Origin of the sequence: Sphingomonas sp. (assembly GCF_036388215.1) — a bacterium.
GTDB lineage: Bacteria > Pseudomonadota > Alphaproteobacteria > Sphingomonadales > Sphingomonadaceae > Sphingomonas.
The window spans coordinates 106435-123161 of record NZ_DASVSH010000011.1 but is presented as its reverse complement, the minus strand read 5'-3'; the positions used below and the strand labels follow the sequence as shown (position 1 = coordinate 123161).

Genomic DNA, 16727 nt, shown 5'->3' with positions numbered 1-16727 from the left:
GAAGGGAGGGGTTAGGGGTGGGTCGAGTGCTCGCGGTACTGGGCCGAAAGCGATAGTTTATCCGTATCGCCCGGACGCCACCCACCCCCAGCCCCTCCCTTCCAGGGAGGGATCTATATACTTGCTTGACCCAATCTGATTTGAGTGTCAGAAGGGGGCATGGAAAAGATCGCCCCTAAGAAGCAGCAGTTCGACTCGCTCCTCCAGATGATGTCGGCACTTCCCGACGAGCAGGCCGCGATTGATCATTTCACTGCGATCCGTTGGGCGAACGGGGCGTTTTGCCCGACCTGCGGTAGCACGAAGGTCTATCACTTCAGCGACCGTCGCACCCACAAGTGCGGCGATTGCCGGAAGCGCTTTTCGATCAAGGTCGGCACGATCTTCGAGGACAGCAAGATCGGTCTGCGCCAGTGGATGCTCGCGGTTTACCTGATCACCTCGCACAAGAAGGGCATCGCCAGCACTCAGCTTGCTAAGGACCTTGGCGTCACTCAGAAAACCGCTTGGTTCATGCTCCACCGCATCCGTTATGCGGCTCGCACTCAGTCGTTCAACGCGCCGTTGGAAGGCGAAGTCGAGGTCGATGAAACCTACGTGGGCGGCAAGGCTGCGAACCGCCACAAGGGCGACCCGAAGAACGGTCCCGGCACCCATGGCAAGACCGCTGTTATTGGCGCCCTACAGCGCGGCGGAAAGGCCGTGGCGACCGTGATCCGCCGGACCGACACCAGCACCCTTGATCGCTTCGTTCACGAGTTCGTCGCGCCCACCGCGACCCTTGTTTCGACCGATGAACACAGCGGCTATCGCCACCTTGGCCGCACCTTCAATCATGGCGTCGTGCGTCACAGCGCTGGCGAGTACAGTGTAAACGGCGTCCACACGAACGGCATTGAAGGCTTCTGGTCGCTGCTCAAGCGCCAGATCATCGGCATCCATCACTTCGTCACCCCCAAGCACCTCAACCGGTACGTTGCCGAGGTTACTTGGCGCTTCAACCTTCGCGGCATCGGAGAGGGGGATCGGGTGAACTTGCTACTTGATCGGGTCGCCTGACCTACAAGGAACTGATCGCATGAACGACAAGCGGAAAATCGAAGAGCCCGTTATTCTCGATTTCGACTTTGAGGAGGCCATGAAGCGCGTGGCGCAGACCGACCCCAGAGAGGTTACAAGCCTCGTCGCGGCCGACCTGCCGGAAGAGACTATCGATACCCTATTAAAGGCTTTCGAGGACGCCGCTCGTGAAACGGAAACCGGCAACCAGTTTTGGGTGGCGCGCGAGCTCGCACCGCTGCTCGGCTATGCGGACTATCGCAACTTTGTTGCCATCGTAGAGAAGGCGAAAACCGCCTGCCGCCAGATGCGCCTCGATCCGAACGATCATTTTGTTGACGTCACCGACATGATCGAGATCGGGAAAGGCGGAAAGCGCGAGGTCGATAACATCCACCTGGATCGCTACGCGTGCTACCTGATCGCCCAGAATGGCGATCCGCGAAAGCGCCCGATCAGCTTCGCCCAAAACTATTTTGCCATTCAGACCCGCCGGCAGGAACTAGCGGACGAGCAGGGCATCGATTTCGACGCCCTGTCCGAAAATCAGAAGCGCCTCTACCTTCGCAATCAAGTCGTTGAGCAGAACAAGCTGCTGGCGAAGGCCGCAAAGGGTGCGGGAGTCCAAAACACTCAGTTCGGTAAGTTCTATAACCGTGGGTATCAGGGCCTCTACGGGGGCCGGAATATGGACGAAATTCGGACCTATAAAAAACTGCCGGATAAGGCCCAAATTCTTGACCACATGGGCAGCACGGAACTCGCTGCGAACCTGTTTCGCATCACACAGACAGAGGAGCGGTTGCGGAGCAAAGGTATTCGCGGAAGCGAGGCGGCCTGCGATGCCCACTACGAGGTGGGCGCTAAAGTGCGGCAGACCATGAGCGAGTTGAGCGGGATTATGCCGGAAAACCTGCCCGTTGCTGAGGACGTAAAGAAAATCGCCACGCTAGAGCGCAAGCAGCAGCGCCTACGCCACGCAACACCGCAGGAACGCGCCGCCCAGTTACCACCGCAGCCTAAGGCGTCTGATCCGGTCGAAATCGATTTGAGGGCGGACCTTTGGAAATACGCTCTGTTGATCATGTCCGTGCGTCCGAATGGCGAGATCAGTACCGCAGACATGATTGCCGAGATGCCTTCCTACATCCACCTGTCCGAAGATCACACGGCGGTGAACGCGAGCCGAAAGGACTCGAAATTCTCGCAGATCGTGCGCAACCTCAAGTCGCACAAAACTACCAAAACGAACTTCATCTATCAGGGCTACGCGCAGGACGTACCGGGCGGCTTCAAGATCACCCGCAAGGGCCTCGACTTCGTCCGCGAGTATTTCAAGAATTGACCCGGAGTCCGGCCTTGCCCGCAGGACTTTTCGCGGGTTGTCTTATGGGCGGCGCAGGATCACATCTCGACCATGGCGAAGATGCAGCAGACGTTCGGCAACGATAAGGATGGGCCGATCTACATATCGGTGGAACCTTGGCCACAATGCTTTGAATTAGAGCCCGGCGACAAGCTGACGCTAGTATGGGACGCGCCGGTCACTGGCGATGCCATCGAGATTAACTTCATCAATGATCGCGAACTCGTCCTTTGGCCAAACGGCGAAATCGACGACATCCAGTATCTATTCAATGGAGAGCCGGGCAAAGATCGAAGCTGGGTTTTCAAACACCAGTGACCATCACTGGGTCAGACACGTATATAGGTCCCTTCCAGGGAGGGGAGCCGATCTCTTAAAGCAACTTCTCGATATCGCCCTCGATCGCCTCGGGCCTGGTGGTGGGCGCATAGCGCTCTACGGTTTTTCCCGAGCGATCGACCAGGAACTTGGTGAAGTTCCACTTGATCCCCTTCAATCCCAGCACGCCCGGCGCCTCCGCCTTGAGATGCTCGAACAAAGGGGCGGCGTGCGGGCCGTTCACTTCGATCTTGGGAAAGACCGGAAAGGTCACGTCATAAGTGAGCGAGCAGAAATGGGCGATCTCGGCGGCGTCGCCCGGCTCCTGCGCGCCGAATTGGTTGCAGGGAAAGGCAAGTACCGCGAAGCTGCGGTCCTTATATTTGCGGTAGAGCGCCTCGAGCCCTTCATATTGCGGAGTGAATCCGCATTTGGAGGCGGTGTTGACGATCAGCAGCACCTGGCCGGCATGCTCGGAAAGGTCGCGACCCGTGACGGGAATATCGGTGACTTTCATGCGCCGTCTCCATCATATTTCGCCATCAGCGCATCGAGATTGCGCCGCACGCCGGGCCATTCGTGCGCCAGGATCGAATAGACCACACTGTCGCGCAGATGCTCGCCGATGATCAGATGCCCCCGCAGCACCCCATCCAGCCGCGCGCCCAGCCGCTCGATCGCGCGGCGCGAGGCGTGGTTGAGGAAATCGGTGCGGATCTGCACGACATTGACGCCCAGCACTTCGAAAGCATGCCCGAGCAGCATCCGCTTCGCCTCGGTATTGAGCCCCGTGCGCTGAACGCGCGGGGCATAGAGCGTTCCTCCAATCTCCACCCGGCGATGCGCCTTCGCCATCCGCATGAATCGCGTAACGCCTGAGATGCGGCCCTCGCGGTCGAGCACGGTGAACGGCATCGCCCTGCCCGCCTGGGCGTCGAACTCGATTCGATCATGCCAGGCATCGAACGAAGCCGCGTCGGGCACAGTGGTGAATTGATCGCGCAGCTGGTCGAATATTTCGAGAAGAGCCCTGCGGTGGTCGCGAATCATGGGCCTGAGCGTGACGTGTCGGCCTGCGAGAGTCGGCGTCTCCGTCCAGCCGCTCACTCCAGCACGCCCTCATGCAACCGCATCACCCGGTCCATTCGCTCGGCCAGGCGCTCATTGTGCGTGGCGATCAGCGCGGCCGAGCCTTCGCCGCGCACCAGGTTCAGGAACTCGGCGAACACCTTGTCCGCCGTCGCCTCGTCCAGATTGCCGGTGGGCTCGTCGGCGAGCACCAGCGCAGGCCGGTTCGCCAGTGCGCGGGCCACCGCTACGCGCTGCTGCTCGCCGCCTGAAAGCTGGTTCGGCCGGTGCGTGAGGCGGCCGCCCAGGCCCAGCGTGGTCAGCAGATGCTCGGCCCGGCGATCGGCCTCCGCGCGGCTGGCGCCGTGGATCATCTGGGGCAGCACGACATTCTCGATCGCGTTGAAATCGGGCAGCAGGTGATGGAATTGATAGATGAAGCCCAGGCTGTCGCGGCGGACCTCGGTGCGCCCGGCATTGTCGAGTTGCGCGGCTTCCTTGTCGGCTATGCGGATCGACCCCTCGAAGCCCCCCTCAAGCAACCCCACCGCCTGGAGCAATGTCGATTTGCCTGACCCCGAGGGACCGAGCAACGCCACGATCTCGCCGGGCCGCACGTCCAGATCGACTCCGCGCAGCACTTCGATCGTCACTTCGCCCTGGACGAAGCTCCGCTTGAGCCCGCGCGTCTGGAGGACTGGCCCAGCGCCGTTCACGGCGCGTCCCTCGACGCTATTCATAACGCAACACCTGCACCGGATCGGTGCTCGCGGCCTTCCAGGCTGGATACAGCGTGGCGAGGAAGCAGAACAAGAGCGCCATCACGCAGATGCCGATCGTCTCGAACGGATCGGTCCTGGCGGGAAGCTCCGTCAGGAAGCGCATTTGCGGGTTCCAGATTTCCTGCCCCGTCACCAGCCCGATGAACTGCACAACCTGCGCGCGGAAGGTGATGAACAGGAAGCCGAGCACCCCCCCCGCCGCCACGCCCACCGCGCCGATCGCGGTGCCGACGGTGATGAATATCCGCATCAGGGCAGCGCGCGACGCGCCCATCGTGCGCAACACCGCGATGTCGCGCGTCTTGGATCGCACCAGCATGATCAGCGACGAGACGATGTTGAACGATGCCACCACCAGGATGATCGAGAGGATCGTGAACGATACGATCCGATCCACCGACAGCGCTTCGAAAAGCTCGCGGTTCATCATCCGCCAATCGGTGATCTGGCCCTTGCTGCCCACCTTGTCGACCAGGGGCGCAAGGATCGGCCCCACCTTGTCCGCATCTTTTGTGTCGATCTCGACCATGCTCACGCCGTCGCCGAGCAGCAGCAGGGTCTGCGCGTCCTCCAGCGGCATGATCACGAAAATCTTGTCGAAATCATAGACCCCGACTTCGAAGATCGCCGCCACCTTATACTGCACGGTGCGAAACATCGTGCCGAAGGGCGTGGTTGCGCCCGATGGATTGATGATGGAAATACTGCTGCCGATCGTCGCGCCAAGCGATTCAGCCAGGCGGCTGCCGATCGCGACCTGCTCGCCACCGGATTGAAGGCTGGCGAGCGAGCCCAGCACTTCCTTGCCCTTGAGCGCGGGATTGGCTCGAATATCCTCGATTCGCATGCCCCGGACCTGGGCGAATTCCACGCGACCGTTGAAGCTGGCGAACAGAGGCTGCTCGATCAGCGGCGTCGCGTCGGTCACGCCGGGCGTGGCCTTGGCGTCCGCCACCACTTGCCGCCAGTCGCGAAGCTGGCCGCCATAGCCCTGGACCACGGCATGGCCGTTCAGCCCGGTGATCTTGTCGAACAGTTCGGCGCGGAAACCGTTCATCACGCTCATCACGACGATCAAAGCGGCCACCCCGAGCATCACCGCGACCAGGCTGAACCCCGCGACGACTGCGATGAACGCCTCGCTGCGCCCCGGCAGCAGGTAGCGGCGCGCGATCATCCGCTCGTATCGCGAGATCAGCATTGCTTCTCCGGAGGCGCCCTGTGCATCGCCCGCCTCTAGGGCAGGTTCGCTCCGGCTGGCAATCCGTGCGCTAATCCCCACTGCGGTTGGGGTTGTTGCGGAATCGACACAGGGTGACACCAAAGTATCGCAACTCCTTCCAAAACCGGTGACAAAGCGAGCGACCGCACGTAGCAACCCCGTTATCGAAACGCAGGCAGCAATGGCCGTGGTTCGGGGAGGGCCTAGTCCCGCTCGTTGGCAAGAACGGGCGCGTGGGCGAAGCCTGACAAAGGGGGCTGACGCGCAATCGTCACGCAGGCGGCCGGGCTGGAAACAGTCCGGCCGTTTGGCGTTTCGGGCCCCGCCGATTTCCATCCATTTTCACACAGCCCGTGGCCAAAGCTTTCGACTGGCGGGGACGATGGCGCTGAACCGGGAGCGCGACGATCGCGGCCCTGTAAGCTTGTCCAGGAACTGTGGGGGCCCCTAGCGGTTTGAGTCGTGGAAGCGGGAACACATGAAGACCAGTCCAACGCCACCGCCACAAGTGGTGTCACCCGCAGGCAGGGCGTCCGTCCTTGTCGTGGAAGACGAGTTTCTGGTCCGGATGCTCATCAGCGAAGAGCTGCGGACGGCGGATTTTCACGTGATCGAGGCAGTGGATGCCGAAGAGGCGCTTGCAGCCCTCCATTCGGGTATTCGCGTCGACCTGATTTTCAGCGACGTGCGCATGCCAGGTCCGATCGATGGCCTGGGGCTGCTGGCGGCGGTACAGCAGGGCTTTCCGGAAATGCCGGTGATCATGACGTCGGGCCACCTGCAGCGCGACACGGCGTTCGACGCGCCCACGGCCTTTCTGCCCAAGCCTTATACCTTCTCGCAGGCCATCAAGCTGATCGAGGACCGACTGAAGGCGCGTCGATGACCGAAAATGAGACCTCCCAACGCATTGCCGCATCCATCCTGATCGTCGACGGCGACATTATCTCCCGGCACGCCATCGCGGATTATCTGCGCCATTGCGGATACTCGGTAGTGGAAGCGGCAAATACCGACGAGGCACTGCTGGCCCTTCAGGAGCCCGCTTTATCGATAGATGTCATCCTGTGCGACGCCGCCGCCGTCGGTACTGAAAACGCCTTCGGGCTGGCTAGCTGGGTTCGCCAGCGCAGGCCGGAGCTCGAGGTGAGAATGGCCGGGAGCATGGAAGGTGTCGTCCAGACGGCGGCGGAACTGTGTGAGAGCGGTCCACACTTGGCGCGGCCTTACGAACCGGGCGCCGTCGTCGATTACATCAACCAGCTGAGAGCGAAGCGGCACCGGATGTAGGCGGACGCGCGGTTGCTCGCTTTCCGCCAAGGCCCCTATTGCAATGTAGGATTTCGCCTGCTTGGCTGGGCCGGTCGGGACTCCCGACCGCTCCTGACAGGGTGATCCGGTTCAACCACGAGAAGTCGTTCTTGGCCTCACCTTTTACTAACCTTCCGCGCAGTTTTGTTTCACGATTGGCGTGAAAAGTGGGAAGCTAAGCGTCCGCCAGGTCAGAATGCCTTGCTGACCGTCAGTCCGTAGGTTCGCGGATCGCCGGGCTGGCCGGAGATGAGGCCGGTATTGCCCGGCGTGGTCGCGAGCAGGTCGAAATACTGCTCGTCCAGCGCGTTTCGCACCCAGCCGAAGATGTTGAAATCCTGGGTTCGGAAGCCGAGGCGGAAATTGGCGAGCGTGTAGCCTTCGATATCGGTATACATCGAGCGCGAGGCATTCGACGAGTATTTGGAGCGCGAATTGGCGTCGCCCGCCAGGTAGAATTCACCGTCCAGGCCGAAGGCCTTCGCGGGCAAGTTGTACTCAGCGCCATATGAGAACGCCCAGTTCGAGACGCCCGGCAGCCACTGGCCGGAGATGTCGCAGACGACCGGGCTGAACTGGCCGGGCACGCCCGGCGTCCCGCCGGCGCTGCCGATCGGCGCGGCGGTGCCGCCCGCGCGTTCGGGCGGGCATGGCGCATTGGTGAACTCGACATATTCGTGATCGGTATAGGCGCCGTTGACGTACAGGCTGAGCCGGCTGGTGGGCCGCAGCGAGAAGTCCGCCTCCACGCCGCGCACGCGCACTTCGCCCGCATTGGCGAGATAGCCGCGCAGCGTGGAGTTCGCGCCGTTGTTCACGACGGCCTGATAGTCCTTGATGCTCGTCCAATAGCCGGTGACGTTGAACGTCGCCTTGCGGTCCCAGAATTGCGACTTCAGCCCGAGCTCGAAATGATCCACCTTTTCGGGATCGACTTGGGCAAGATCGGTCTGGACAGCTCCGTTGACCACGGGAACGCCGTTCAGGTTGAGCCCGCCTGATTTGAAGGTGTGCGCATAGGTTGCGTAGAGCAGGAGATCGCGCGAAGGCTTGTACGACAGCGTCAGATCGTAAGAGAGGTTCCAGGCTCGATAGGCTTCGTCGGTGAACGCCTGGGGCTGGATTGCCTCGCGCTGCGCCGCCTGCCGCGCGGTTCCCCCCGAATAGGGCACGAGCACACCCTGCCCATCGGTGACCACGCTGACGTAGCTGCCTACCTTGTCGTCGTAATTGACACGCAGGCCGGGCGATATCGTGAACTTGTCGGTCAAATCCCAGTTGAACTTCCCGAACAGCGCACCGCTGAAATTCTTGAGGCGGATGTCGTTGTTAGCCGTCAGGCCGTTGAGCACGCTCGGGTCGTTGGAGAGCGTGCTCGTGGGATTGAGCAGCCAGCGGCTCGCGGCCGAACCTTGCTGTTGAACCCCGGTGGTGTGGATATCCTGGTAGAAGCCGAACAGGCCCAGCACATAGTCGAAGCCGTTGCCCTCGCCCGCGTAGCGGAATTCCTGGGTGAATTGGGTCTGTTCGGTGGGGTTGTTCGACTTGGTCGTGATCGGCAATCCGATGAAGTCGCGGTCGTTCGCGGGGCCCCAATCCCAGAAGCGCCATGCCGTTACCGAGGTGAGCTTGCCCGATCCGGTATCGAGTTCGGCGCGCAGCGATGCGCCGCCCAATTCGCTCAGCGCGTTGAGCTCCGCGTCCAGGTCGGTGAGGCGGTCAAAGGCATTGGTGCTCGGCGGCGCATAGTTGAATGCCGCTGTCAGCGCCGGATATTGGCGGTTCGCGGCGCGCTGGGTCGGGCCGTAGCGCACATAGATCTGCGCGCAGCATTCCGGATTCTGCCGGTTCCAGTCCGCTGAAAGCGTGAGCGCCAGCGCGTCGCTGGCGTTCCACAGCAGCGCGCCGCGCAAGCCCATATTGTCCTGGGCATTCACATAGGTGCGGCTGCTCGTGTTATAGGCCGTGCCGCGGCGCGACGTCGATGACGCGCCCAGACGCACCGCCACGGTGTCGCTCAGCGGCCCGGAAACCGATGCCTTGGCCTGCTTGAATTCCAGATTGCCATAGCTGAGCTCGGCGCGTCCCTCGAAATTGAAGCTCGGCGCCTTGCTGGTGATGCTGATCGCCCCGGCCACCGTGTTCTTGCCGTACAGCGTGCCCTGCGGCCCGCGCAAAGTCTCCACTTGCTGGACGTCCAGGAAATCGAGCGTGGCGACCGCGACGCGGCTGAAATAGACCTGGTCGATATAGACACCGACACCTTGGTCGATGCCGTCGTTCGTGAGGCCCAGCGGAGCGCCGATGCCGCGGATGTTGACGGATGAGTTGCGCGGATTGCTGGAATAGAATTGCAGCGTCGGCTGAAGCTGCTGAAGGCGCTGGACGTTGAAGCTGCCCGTGCTGTCCAGTTCCTTCACGCCCACCACGGAGATCGGGATCGGCACGTCCTGCACCTGCTCCGCTCGGCGGCGCGCGGTCACGACGATGTCGGATGCGACCGAGCTGCGCTGGACGTCCTCCACGGTGCGATCCTGATCGCCTGGGACCGACGGATCGGCAGAGACCGGCTCCTGGGCGACCTGCGCATAAGCCGGGATTGGCGAGATACCGGCGAGTAAGGATAGCGTGAGTTTGGCGAGCCGCATGGAAACCCCTTTTCGATGTCCCGCTTAATCTCCACTTGTTCAGTATGTTTTATCCAGCAAGCGAATCTTTGGGAGCGCGTAGTTCGAATTTCAGACGGTCTCGGGCCCTTGAAACCGCAAAAAACCGTAACCAGATTGCGCCTGCCGCGGTGCCGATAGGGCTGCGGCCAGGCGCTGCGGACGACCGCGCGCCGGATCATTTATTCAATCCGCTTCACATGGAGGTTTTGAAAATGCGTCAGTTCGATTTCACTCCCTTCCGCCGCTCGACGATCGGTTTCGACCGGCTTTTCGATCTTCTCGAAACAAGTGCGCGCCAGTCGGCGGAAAACTATCCTCCCTTCAATCTCGAGCGCATCGCGGACGATCGCTATCGGATCACGCTGGCAGTAGCGGGCTTCAAGCCCGATGAGATCGACGTGACTGCGCAGCAGAACCTGCTGCTCGTCTCGGCGAAGAAGCGTGAGGAGAATGAGAACAACCAGGGCGCCTACCTGCATCTCGGCATCGCGACGCGCAGCTTCGAGCGCCGTTTCGAACTCGCGGACTTTGTGCGTGTCGAGCGCGCCGACCTGTCCGACGGCCTATTGGTGGTCGAATTGGTGCGCGAGATTCCGGAGGCGATGAAGCCCAGGAAGATTGCGGTGAACGCCCGCGGAGAGCCCGCTGCGATCGCGCACCAGGCCCAGGCCCAAGCCGCCTGATCAAGCAAGGCCAGCGGCGTCTTCCCCCCTTTGACGCCGCAGCGGGGGGCGTCCGGACGAAAGCCCGGGCGCCCTTTGCTTTGCATGGAACCTTTGATCTCGATCAATGTTTTTCACGGCGGAGGGGTTCGTTTTGACCAGCGTTGGCATGAATACGGAAAAGATCTTGAGCTCCGCCCTGGCGGCGGCAGACGGCCCGCGCGAGTATCTCGCCGAGGCGCTCGAATCGCTTCCGGCGGCGATCTATGTCACCGATGCCGAAGGCCACATCACCTTCTACAACAGCGCATGCGTAAGTCTCGCCGGGCGCATTCCCCAATTGGGCCGCGATCGGTGGTGCGTGACCTGGAAGCTGTTCACGCAGGAAGGCGAGCCGCTTCCGCACGAGCGCTGCCCGATGGCGACGGCGATCCTCGAAAAGCGCGAAGTGCGTGGTGCGGAGGCGATTGCCGAGCGGCCAGACGGCAGCCGATTCCGCTTCCAGCCATTCCCCACTCCGTTATTCGATGCGAAAGGCGATCTCATCGGCGCAATCAACATGCTGATCGATGTGACCGACCGCCGCCGTGTGGATGAGCTACGCGGTCAAGCCGCGCGCTGTCGCCGCCTGGCGGGCAGCACGTTCGATCGCCAGACCATCGATGCGCTCAGCACGATGGCCGACGAATATGAAGGCGAAGCGGACCGGCTCGGCCGCCCGCATTAAGCGCACGTGACCTCAGACCAGACGCGACTGACGCACCGCCGCCTGGATGAAGCTAGCGAACAGCGGGTGCGGGTCGAACGGCTTGGACTTCAGCTCGGGATGGAATTGCACCCCAACGAACCAGGGGTGATCGGGCCGCTCGACGATTTCGGGTAGCGCGCCATCAGGTGACATGCCCGAAAAGACCAGTCCGGCTTTCTCGAGCACATCCCTGTAATGCGTGTTGACCTCATAGCGGTGGCGGTGGCGCTCGCTGATCTCTTCGGCGCCATAGATTGAGGCGACCACGCTGTTGCCGCCGAGCTTCGCCGGATAAGCGCCCAGCCGCATCGTGCCGCCCAGATCACCGCCGACTTCACGCCTCTGAAGCCCCTCCGAAGTCATCCATTCTGTGATCATGCCTACGACCGGCTCGTGCGTCGCGCCGAACTCGGTGGTCGAAGCGTCGGTAACGCCCTCGCTCCGGGCGCCCTCGATGCATGCCATCTGCATCCCCAGACAGATGCCGAAGAACGGCACCTTGCGCTGGCGGGCGAAACGCACACCGGCGATCTTTCCTTCACTCCCGCGCTCGCCGAACCCGCCAGGGACCAGAATGCCGTGCATGGGCTCCAGCGTAGCGGTGATCTCGTCCATATCGTCATGCTCGAACAATTCCGCGTCGAGCCAGCGGATGTTGACCTTGACCCGGTTGGCGATCCCACCATGCGTCAACGCCTCGGTGAGCGACTTATAGGCGTCGGGCACGCCCATATATTTGCCGACGACGCCGATCGTCACTTCGCCCTCGGGATTCTCCACGCGCTGGACGATCTCGTCCCAGCGGCTGAGATCAGGCGCTTCGCCGGGCTCGATCCCGAAAGCGCGGAGCACTTCGGTGTCGAGCCCCTCGCGATGATATTGCAGCGGCACGGCATAGATGCTCTTCGCGTCCAGGCCGGGGATGACCGCCGATGTCGGCACGTTGCAGAATTGCGCGATCTTGGCGCGCTCGCCGATCGGAAGCTCGCGCTCGCAGCGGCATACGAGCACGTCAGGCTGCACCCCCAGCGAGGCAAGCTCGCGCACGCTGTGCTGTGTGGGCTTGGTCTTCAACTCGCCGGCAGCGGCGATATAGGGGACCAGGGTCAAGTGGATGCTCACCGAATTGCCGCGGCCAAGATCGTTCCTGAGCTGGCGGATCGCTTCGATAAAGGGCAGCGATTCGATATCGCCAACAGTCCCGCCGATCTCGCAGAGCACGAAATCAAGCCCATCGGTATCATCCTGCGCGAATGCCTTGATCGCGTCGGTGACATGGGGAATCACTTGGACGGTCGCACCCAGATAATCGCCGCGCCGCTCGCGATTGATGATCGTCTGGTAGATCCGGCCCGAAGTGACGTTGTCCGACTGGCGCGAGGCGACTCCGGTGAATCGTTCGTAATGACCGAGATCCAGGTCAGTCTCGGCACCGTCGTCGGTCACATAGACTTCGCCATGCTGGTGCGGCGACATCGTGCCGGGATCGACGTTCAGATAGGGATCGAATTTGCGGATGCGGCACTTGTAGCCACGCGCCTGGAGCAGCGCCGCCAGGCTCGCGCCCATGAGACCCTTGCCTAGCGAGGAGACCACGCCGCCGGTGATGAAGATATACCGCGCCATGGGGGAAAAGGCCTAACGTGTTTATGCGCGCGCCGACAAGCGTCCGACTCCGGACCGGCGCAGAAAAATTCGAGTCGCCCGGCGATGCGCCTGGCAAACCGCCAATTATTTCGCCAGCGGCACTGCGGAATTGCCCGGCGCGGCGGCCGGAGCCGCCGCCGGAGCAGCGCTGTTTTCCACGGCGAAGGGCACGGCGCCAGGAGCCGTCACAGGCGCAGGCGCCGCGGCCGGCACACGCTGGAGCGAAGTGTCGATCGCGGCCGAATGGCGCGTTGCCGCGATCACTGCGAGCACGATGCTCATGCCGATGAACATCGTTGCCAGAATTGCCGTAGACCGGGTCAGGAAATCCGAAGCGCCCCGCGCCGACATCAGGCCGGAGGGGCTGCCGCCCGAAGTGAGCCCGCCGCCTTCCGAACGCTGCATGAGGATCACGGTGACCAGAAGGGCCGCGATGATGGCATGGACGACGAGCAGGAAGGTGAACATGGGAGCGGACCTGTTGGGAAGGAACGCGGCACATAGGGGAGCCGCACGCAGCGATCAACCTTTGTACTGGGCCCGCCCACCCCGCAGTCCATGCTTGGCTAACGCCAGCATAACATTTCGCGTGCGCACTGAAACTACCGCGCGTGGCGGGCGTTGATGTCCTGACCCCGAGAGTGCCGGGGTGGCAATAGCAGAGTATATGCCCGTGAACGCGATGTCTGACAGCTCGCTATATTCGTGGAAGAACACGCTGATCGATTACGTGCGTTCGGGCGAGCCCGATCTCACCAATCGGCAGATGGCGCTCTTGATGCTGGTATATCTCGATCCAGGCCCCCATACGGTACGCGGACTTGCTCGTGCACTGAATGTGTCGAAGCCCGTTGTCACACGCGCCTTGAACAGACTCGGTTCGCTCGGCTATCTGCGCCGGCAGCGCGACGACACGGACAGAAGAAACATATTCGTCGCAAAGACGGCTGAAGGGGCAGATTTTCTTGCAGAATTCGGGCATTTCCTCGCCGGCGAACACATCGCCGAGCCCGTCGCCCACAGGGCTCACGCGTAAGCGCTTCGCGCTCACCGGAACTTCGGCCATTATAGACCCGCGCATAGATGCGGTCCGCCCTGATCTGGCGGACGTTCGCCTCGCCGCGCGTGTTTTCGCCCCGCATTATGCCGCGCCGATGGCCCGCATTATCTCGCAGGCGGTCGATTTGCGCGCAAAGCCTACGGCGGACTCGGAAGTCCTTGCCGAATTGAAGGCCGGAGACGGGTTCGAAGTGCTCGATCTCGCTGGGGCCAACGCCTGGGGCGTCGCCCCGGCGGCGGGACTGGTCGGCTATATCCACGCTGATGCGTTGTCGGCCCCGAGCCAGTGACCAGCGTTTTTATCGATGGCGCGGTCGGCACCACCGGCCTGGAAATCCGCGAGCGGCTAGCGGGGCGCAGCGAAATCGAACTGATCCTGCTCGACGACAGCGCCCGCAAGAATGCAGCGAAGCGCCACGAGGCGCTCAACGCCGCCGATTTCGTCATCCTTTGCCTGCCCGATGACGCAGCCCGCGAAGCGGTGGAGATGATCGAGAACGCCGACACGCGAGTGATCGACGCATCGAGCGCGCACCGTGTCGCCGATGGCTGGACCTATGGCCTTGCCGAGCTCGAACCCGGGCAGTTCGCCGCGATCGCGGAGGCGCCCCGCGTCTCTAACCCCGGCTGCTACCCCACGGGTTTCCTGGCGCTGGTCCGCCCGCTGATCCGCGCCGGGCTGGTTCCCCACGATTACCCCCTCAGCGTCAACGCCGTCTCGGGCTATTCGGGCGGCGGCAAATCGATGATTGCGGAGTTCGAGGGCACGAGCCCCCCGGCCTTCCGCGCCTATGGCCTTGGCCTCGCCCACAAGCATGTGCCCGAAATGCAGAAGCATGCCCGCATCGTACATGCGCCGACCTTCCAGCCAGCAGTGGTCAACACCTATCGCGGAATGGTTGTCGAAGTGCCCCTGCCCCTCCACGCCTTCACTCGGCGGCCGTCGCTGGAGGCGATCGAAAACGCGCTGCGCGATGCGTATAGGGATTCGCCGTTGGTCCGCGTTCTCGAAGACGATGCGGCGGTGGTGACGATCGAGGAAGATGCGAACACCGATCGGCTCTCGCTGCGCGTGTTCGGCAATGCCGAGACCGGCCAGGCCAGGCTGGTTGCCACGCTCGACAATCTCGGAAAGGGCGCTGCCGGCGCCGCGGTGCAGAACCTCAATATCATGGCCGGCTTCGATCCGCTGGCAGGCCTTGTTCTCTAGCTTGATCTTTCCCGCCCGTTGGTGTCTCGCGAGCGTACCAAGCCAAGAGGCATGAAATGCGACAGCCCGCGGGCAAATTGCTGCTGTTCGGCGCGACCGGCGACCTTGCCCAACGCATGCTGCTGCCCTCGCTTTACGGACTGCACGCCGATGGCCTGCTTCCCGATGGGCTGACGATTACCGGCACTGCGCGATCGGACAAGGACGATGCCGGCTATCGCGAGTTTGCCCGGGCCGCCTTGGACGAATTCCTGATTGCGGATCGCAAGGATGAGCGGGCAATCTCGGGCTTCCTCGATCGACTCTTCTACCAGCCCCTCAACGCTTCGAAGACAGAAGGATTCGCCGCGCTCAAGACCAAGATGGGCGACATATCGGGCGGTCTGGCGATCTTCCTCTCGACTGCGCCCTGGCTGTTCGGCCCGACGATCAAAGGGTTGGAATCAGCCGGCCTGACGGCCGCCAACGTGCGCATCGGGCTGGAGAAGCCGCTGGGCTTCGATCTCGATTCCAGCCGAGAGATCAACGGTATCGTCGCCGCGGCTTTCCCCGAAGAGCGCACGTTCCGGATCGATCACTATCTTGGCAAGGAAACGGTGCAGAACATCCTGGCGCTCCGCTTCGGCAATTCGCTGTTCGAGCCGGTGTGGAACGCACAGGGAATCGACCACGTCCAGATCACGATTTCCGAGACTGTCGGCCTGGAGGGCCGCGCGGAATATTATGACGATGTCGGCGCGCTGCGCGACATGCTGCAGAACCACATGCTCCAGCTGCTCGCGCTGATCGCGATGGAGCCCCCCGCCCGCTTCGACGGCACGGCGATACGCGACGAGAAGGTGAAAGTGCTGCGCTCGCTGCGCCCGATCGCCGATGCGGACGTGGCGAGCCTTACCGTGACGGGCCAATATGGCGAGGGCGCTTCGCAAGGCGAGATCGTCGCGGGATATGATGCCGAGCTGGGCAAGGCTTCGGACACCGAGACCTTTGTCGCGATCAAGGCACATGTCGATAATTGGCGGTGGCACGGAGTGCCGTTTTACCTGCGCACCGGCAAGCGGATGGCCGAACGGCGCTCTGAGATCGTGATCCAGTTCAAGCCGGTGCCGCATTCGATCTTCGCTGGACGCGGCGGCAAGCTCCAGGCGAACACGCTGGTGATCCGCTTACAGCCCGAGGAATATGTCCGCCTGCTGGTTATGGCCAAGCAGCCCGGACTCGACCGCGAGGGCATCCGCCTGAGCGAAGTGCCCCTCAATCTTAGCCTCGAGCATGAATTCGCCGGAGCCCGTCGCCGCATAGCCTATGAGCGACTGCTGCTAGACCTGATCGAGGGCGACCCCACCTTGTTCGTCCGCCGGGACGAAGTGGAGGCGCAGTGGGAATGGATCGATTCGATCCGCCGCGGCTGGGAAGCGGCGGCGATGGCGCCCAAGCCCTACGCTTCGGGAAGCTGGGGACCCACTGCGAGCGTAGGGCTGACCGAACGCGACGGCGTGACGTGGAACGAATGAACCAGATAAACCCTCTCCCGCTTTCGCGGGAGAGGCGCGAGACTTAGTAAGCGAAGCGAACTTAGTCGCAGCGTGAGGGTCTTCTTCTCGGC

At 62.4% G+C, this 16727-nt stretch carries 18 protein-coding genes; 11 read left to right on the top strand and 7 right to left on the bottom strand.

All coding sequences use genetic code 11. The annotated features are described in order from the left end of the window. Positions 1-159: 159 nt before the first annotated feature. The 3 genes from VF617_RS05330 (at position 160) to VF617_RS05320 (ending at position 2743) form a co-directional block, all read left to right on the top strand. Positions 160-1059: an IS1595 family transposase gene (locus tag VF617_RS05330; RefSeq protein ID WP_331013832.1), complete on the top strand. Its 900-nt coding sequence runs from the start codon at positions 160-162 to the stop codon at positions 1057-1059. Between the two features lie 19 nt (positions 1060-1078). After that, positions 1079-2404, top strand: coding sequence for a DNA damage-inducible protein D (gene dinD, locus VF617_RS05325; RefSeq protein WP_331013831.1), 1326 nt, complete (start codon positions 1079-1081; stop codon positions 2402-2404). Between the two features lie 72 nt (positions 2405-2476). Beyond that, the gene (locus tag VF617_RS05320) at positions 2477-2743 is read left to right on the top strand and encodes a hypothetical protein (RefSeq protein ID WP_331013830.1); all 267 of its coding nucleotides are present in this window, start codon (positions 2477-2479) and stop codon (positions 2741-2743) included. A 55-nt stretch (positions 2744-2798) separates the two neighbouring features. Here the strand turns inward: VF617_RS05320 and VF617_RS05315 are convergent, their stop codons facing one another. From VF617_RS05315 to VF617_RS05300, 4 genes are read right to left on the bottom strand one after another with little or no spacing between them, the layout of a single operon-like run. Beyond that, positions 2799-3260 (bottom strand): glutathione peroxidase, encoded by a 462-nt coding sequence (locus tag VF617_RS05315; RefSeq protein WP_331013829.1) that lies wholly within the window; start codon positions 3258-3260, stop codon positions 2799-2801. Beyond that, complete coding sequence (locus VF617_RS05310) at positions 3257-3850, bottom strand: GNAT family protein (protein ID WP_331013828.1); 594 nt, start codon at positions 3848-3850, stop codon at positions 3257-3259. The genes VF617_RS05315 and VF617_RS05310 overlap by 4 nt, the downstream gene beginning before the upstream one ends. Then, on the bottom strand, positions 3847-4551 hold the full coding sequence (locus VF617_RS05305) for an ABC transporter ATP-binding protein (RefSeq protein WP_331013827.1): 705 nt from the start codon (positions 4549-4551) through the stop codon (positions 3847-3849). The genes VF617_RS05310 and VF617_RS05305 overlap by 4 nt, the downstream gene beginning before the upstream one ends. Continuing rightward, a complete protein-coding gene (locus VF617_RS05300; protein ID WP_331013826.1) occupies positions 4544-5794 on the bottom strand; it encodes a lipoprotein-releasing ABC transporter permease subunit in 1251 nt (416 codons plus the stop codon). Before VF617_RS05300 ends, VF617_RS05305 begins: the two co-directional genes overlap by 8 nt. Before the next feature lie 499 nt (positions 5795-6293). On the opposite strand from VF617_RS05300, the gene VF617_RS05295 reads away from it, so the two are divergent. Together VF617_RS05295 and VF617_RS05290 are read left to right on the top strand one after the other, a co-directional pair. Further along, a complete protein-coding gene (locus VF617_RS05295; protein WP_331013825.1) occupies positions 6294-6701 on the top strand; it encodes a response regulator in 408 nt (135 codons plus the stop codon). Further along, positions 6698-7105, top strand: coding sequence for a response regulator (locus VF617_RS05290; RefSeq protein ID WP_331013824.1), 408 nt, complete (start codon positions 6698-6700; stop codon positions 7103-7105). The genes VF617_RS05295 and VF617_RS05290 overlap by 4 nt, the downstream gene beginning before the upstream one ends. Before the next feature lie 212 nt (positions 7106-7317). Here VF617_RS05290 and VF617_RS05285 read toward each other — a convergent pair whose 3' ends face one another. Then, positions 7318-9774 carry a TonB-dependent receptor gene (locus VF617_RS05285; protein WP_331013823.1) on the bottom strand — a complete coding sequence of 819 codons (2457 nt, stop codon included), beginning with the start codon at positions 9772-9774 and terminating at the stop codon, positions 7318-7320. Between the two features lie 233 nt (positions 9775-10007). Between VF617_RS05285 and VF617_RS05280 the strand changes: the two genes are divergently transcribed. Together VF617_RS05280 and VF617_RS05275 are read left to right on the top strand one after the other, a co-directional pair. Beyond that, complete coding sequence (locus VF617_RS05280) at positions 10008-10478, top strand: Hsp20 family protein (RefSeq protein ID WP_331013822.1); 471 nt, start codon at positions 10008-10010, stop codon at positions 10476-10478. A 166-nt stretch (positions 10479-10644) separates the two neighbouring features. Further along, complete coding sequence (locus VF617_RS05275; RefSeq protein WP_331013821.1) at positions 10645-11184, top strand: PAS domain-containing protein; 540 nt, start codon at positions 10645-10647, stop codon at positions 11182-11184. 12 nt (positions 11185-11196) lie between these two features. Here the strand turns inward: VF617_RS05275 and VF617_RS05270 are convergent, their stop codons facing one another. Together VF617_RS05270 and secG are read right to left on the bottom strand one after the other, a co-directional pair. Then, entirely contained in the window at positions 11197-12831 is a 1635-nt protein-coding gene (locus tag VF617_RS05270; protein ID WP_331013820.1) for a CTP synthase, read from the bottom strand. Positions 12832-12936: 105 nt separating this feature from the next. Further along, positions 12937-13320 (bottom strand): preprotein translocase subunit SecG, encoded by a 384-nt coding sequence (gene secG, locus VF617_RS05265; protein WP_331013819.1) that lies wholly within the window; start codon positions 13318-13320, stop codon positions 12937-12939. A gap of 199 nt (positions 13321-13519) precedes the next feature. Here secG and VF617_RS05260 point away from each other — a divergent pair, with 199 nt between their 5' ends. The 4 genes from VF617_RS05260 (at position 13520) to zwf (ending at position 16635) form a co-directional block, all read left to right on the top strand. After that, positions 13520-13888, top strand: coding sequence for a helix-turn-helix domain-containing protein (locus VF617_RS05260; protein WP_331013818.1), 369 nt, complete (start codon positions 13520-13522; stop codon positions 13886-13888). A 118-nt stretch (positions 13889-14006) separates the two neighbouring features. Then, positions 14007-14201, top strand: coding sequence for an SH3 domain-containing protein (locus tag VF617_RS05255; protein ID WP_331013817.1), 195 nt, complete (start codon positions 14007-14009; stop codon positions 14199-14201). After that, positions 14198-15121 carry an N-acetyl-gamma-glutamyl-phosphate reductase gene (gene argC, locus VF617_RS05250; protein WP_331013816.1) on the top strand — a complete coding sequence of 308 codons (924 nt, stop codon included), beginning with the start codon at positions 14198-14200 and terminating at the stop codon, positions 15119-15121. Before VF617_RS05255 ends, argC begins: the two co-directional genes overlap by 4 nt. A 56-nt stretch (positions 15122-15177) precedes the next feature. After that, complete coding sequence (zwf, locus tag VF617_RS05245) at positions 15178-16635, top strand: glucose-6-phosphate dehydrogenase (protein ID WP_331013815.1); 1458 nt, start codon at positions 15178-15180, stop codon at positions 16633-16635. Positions 16636-16727: the final 92 nt, after the last annotated feature.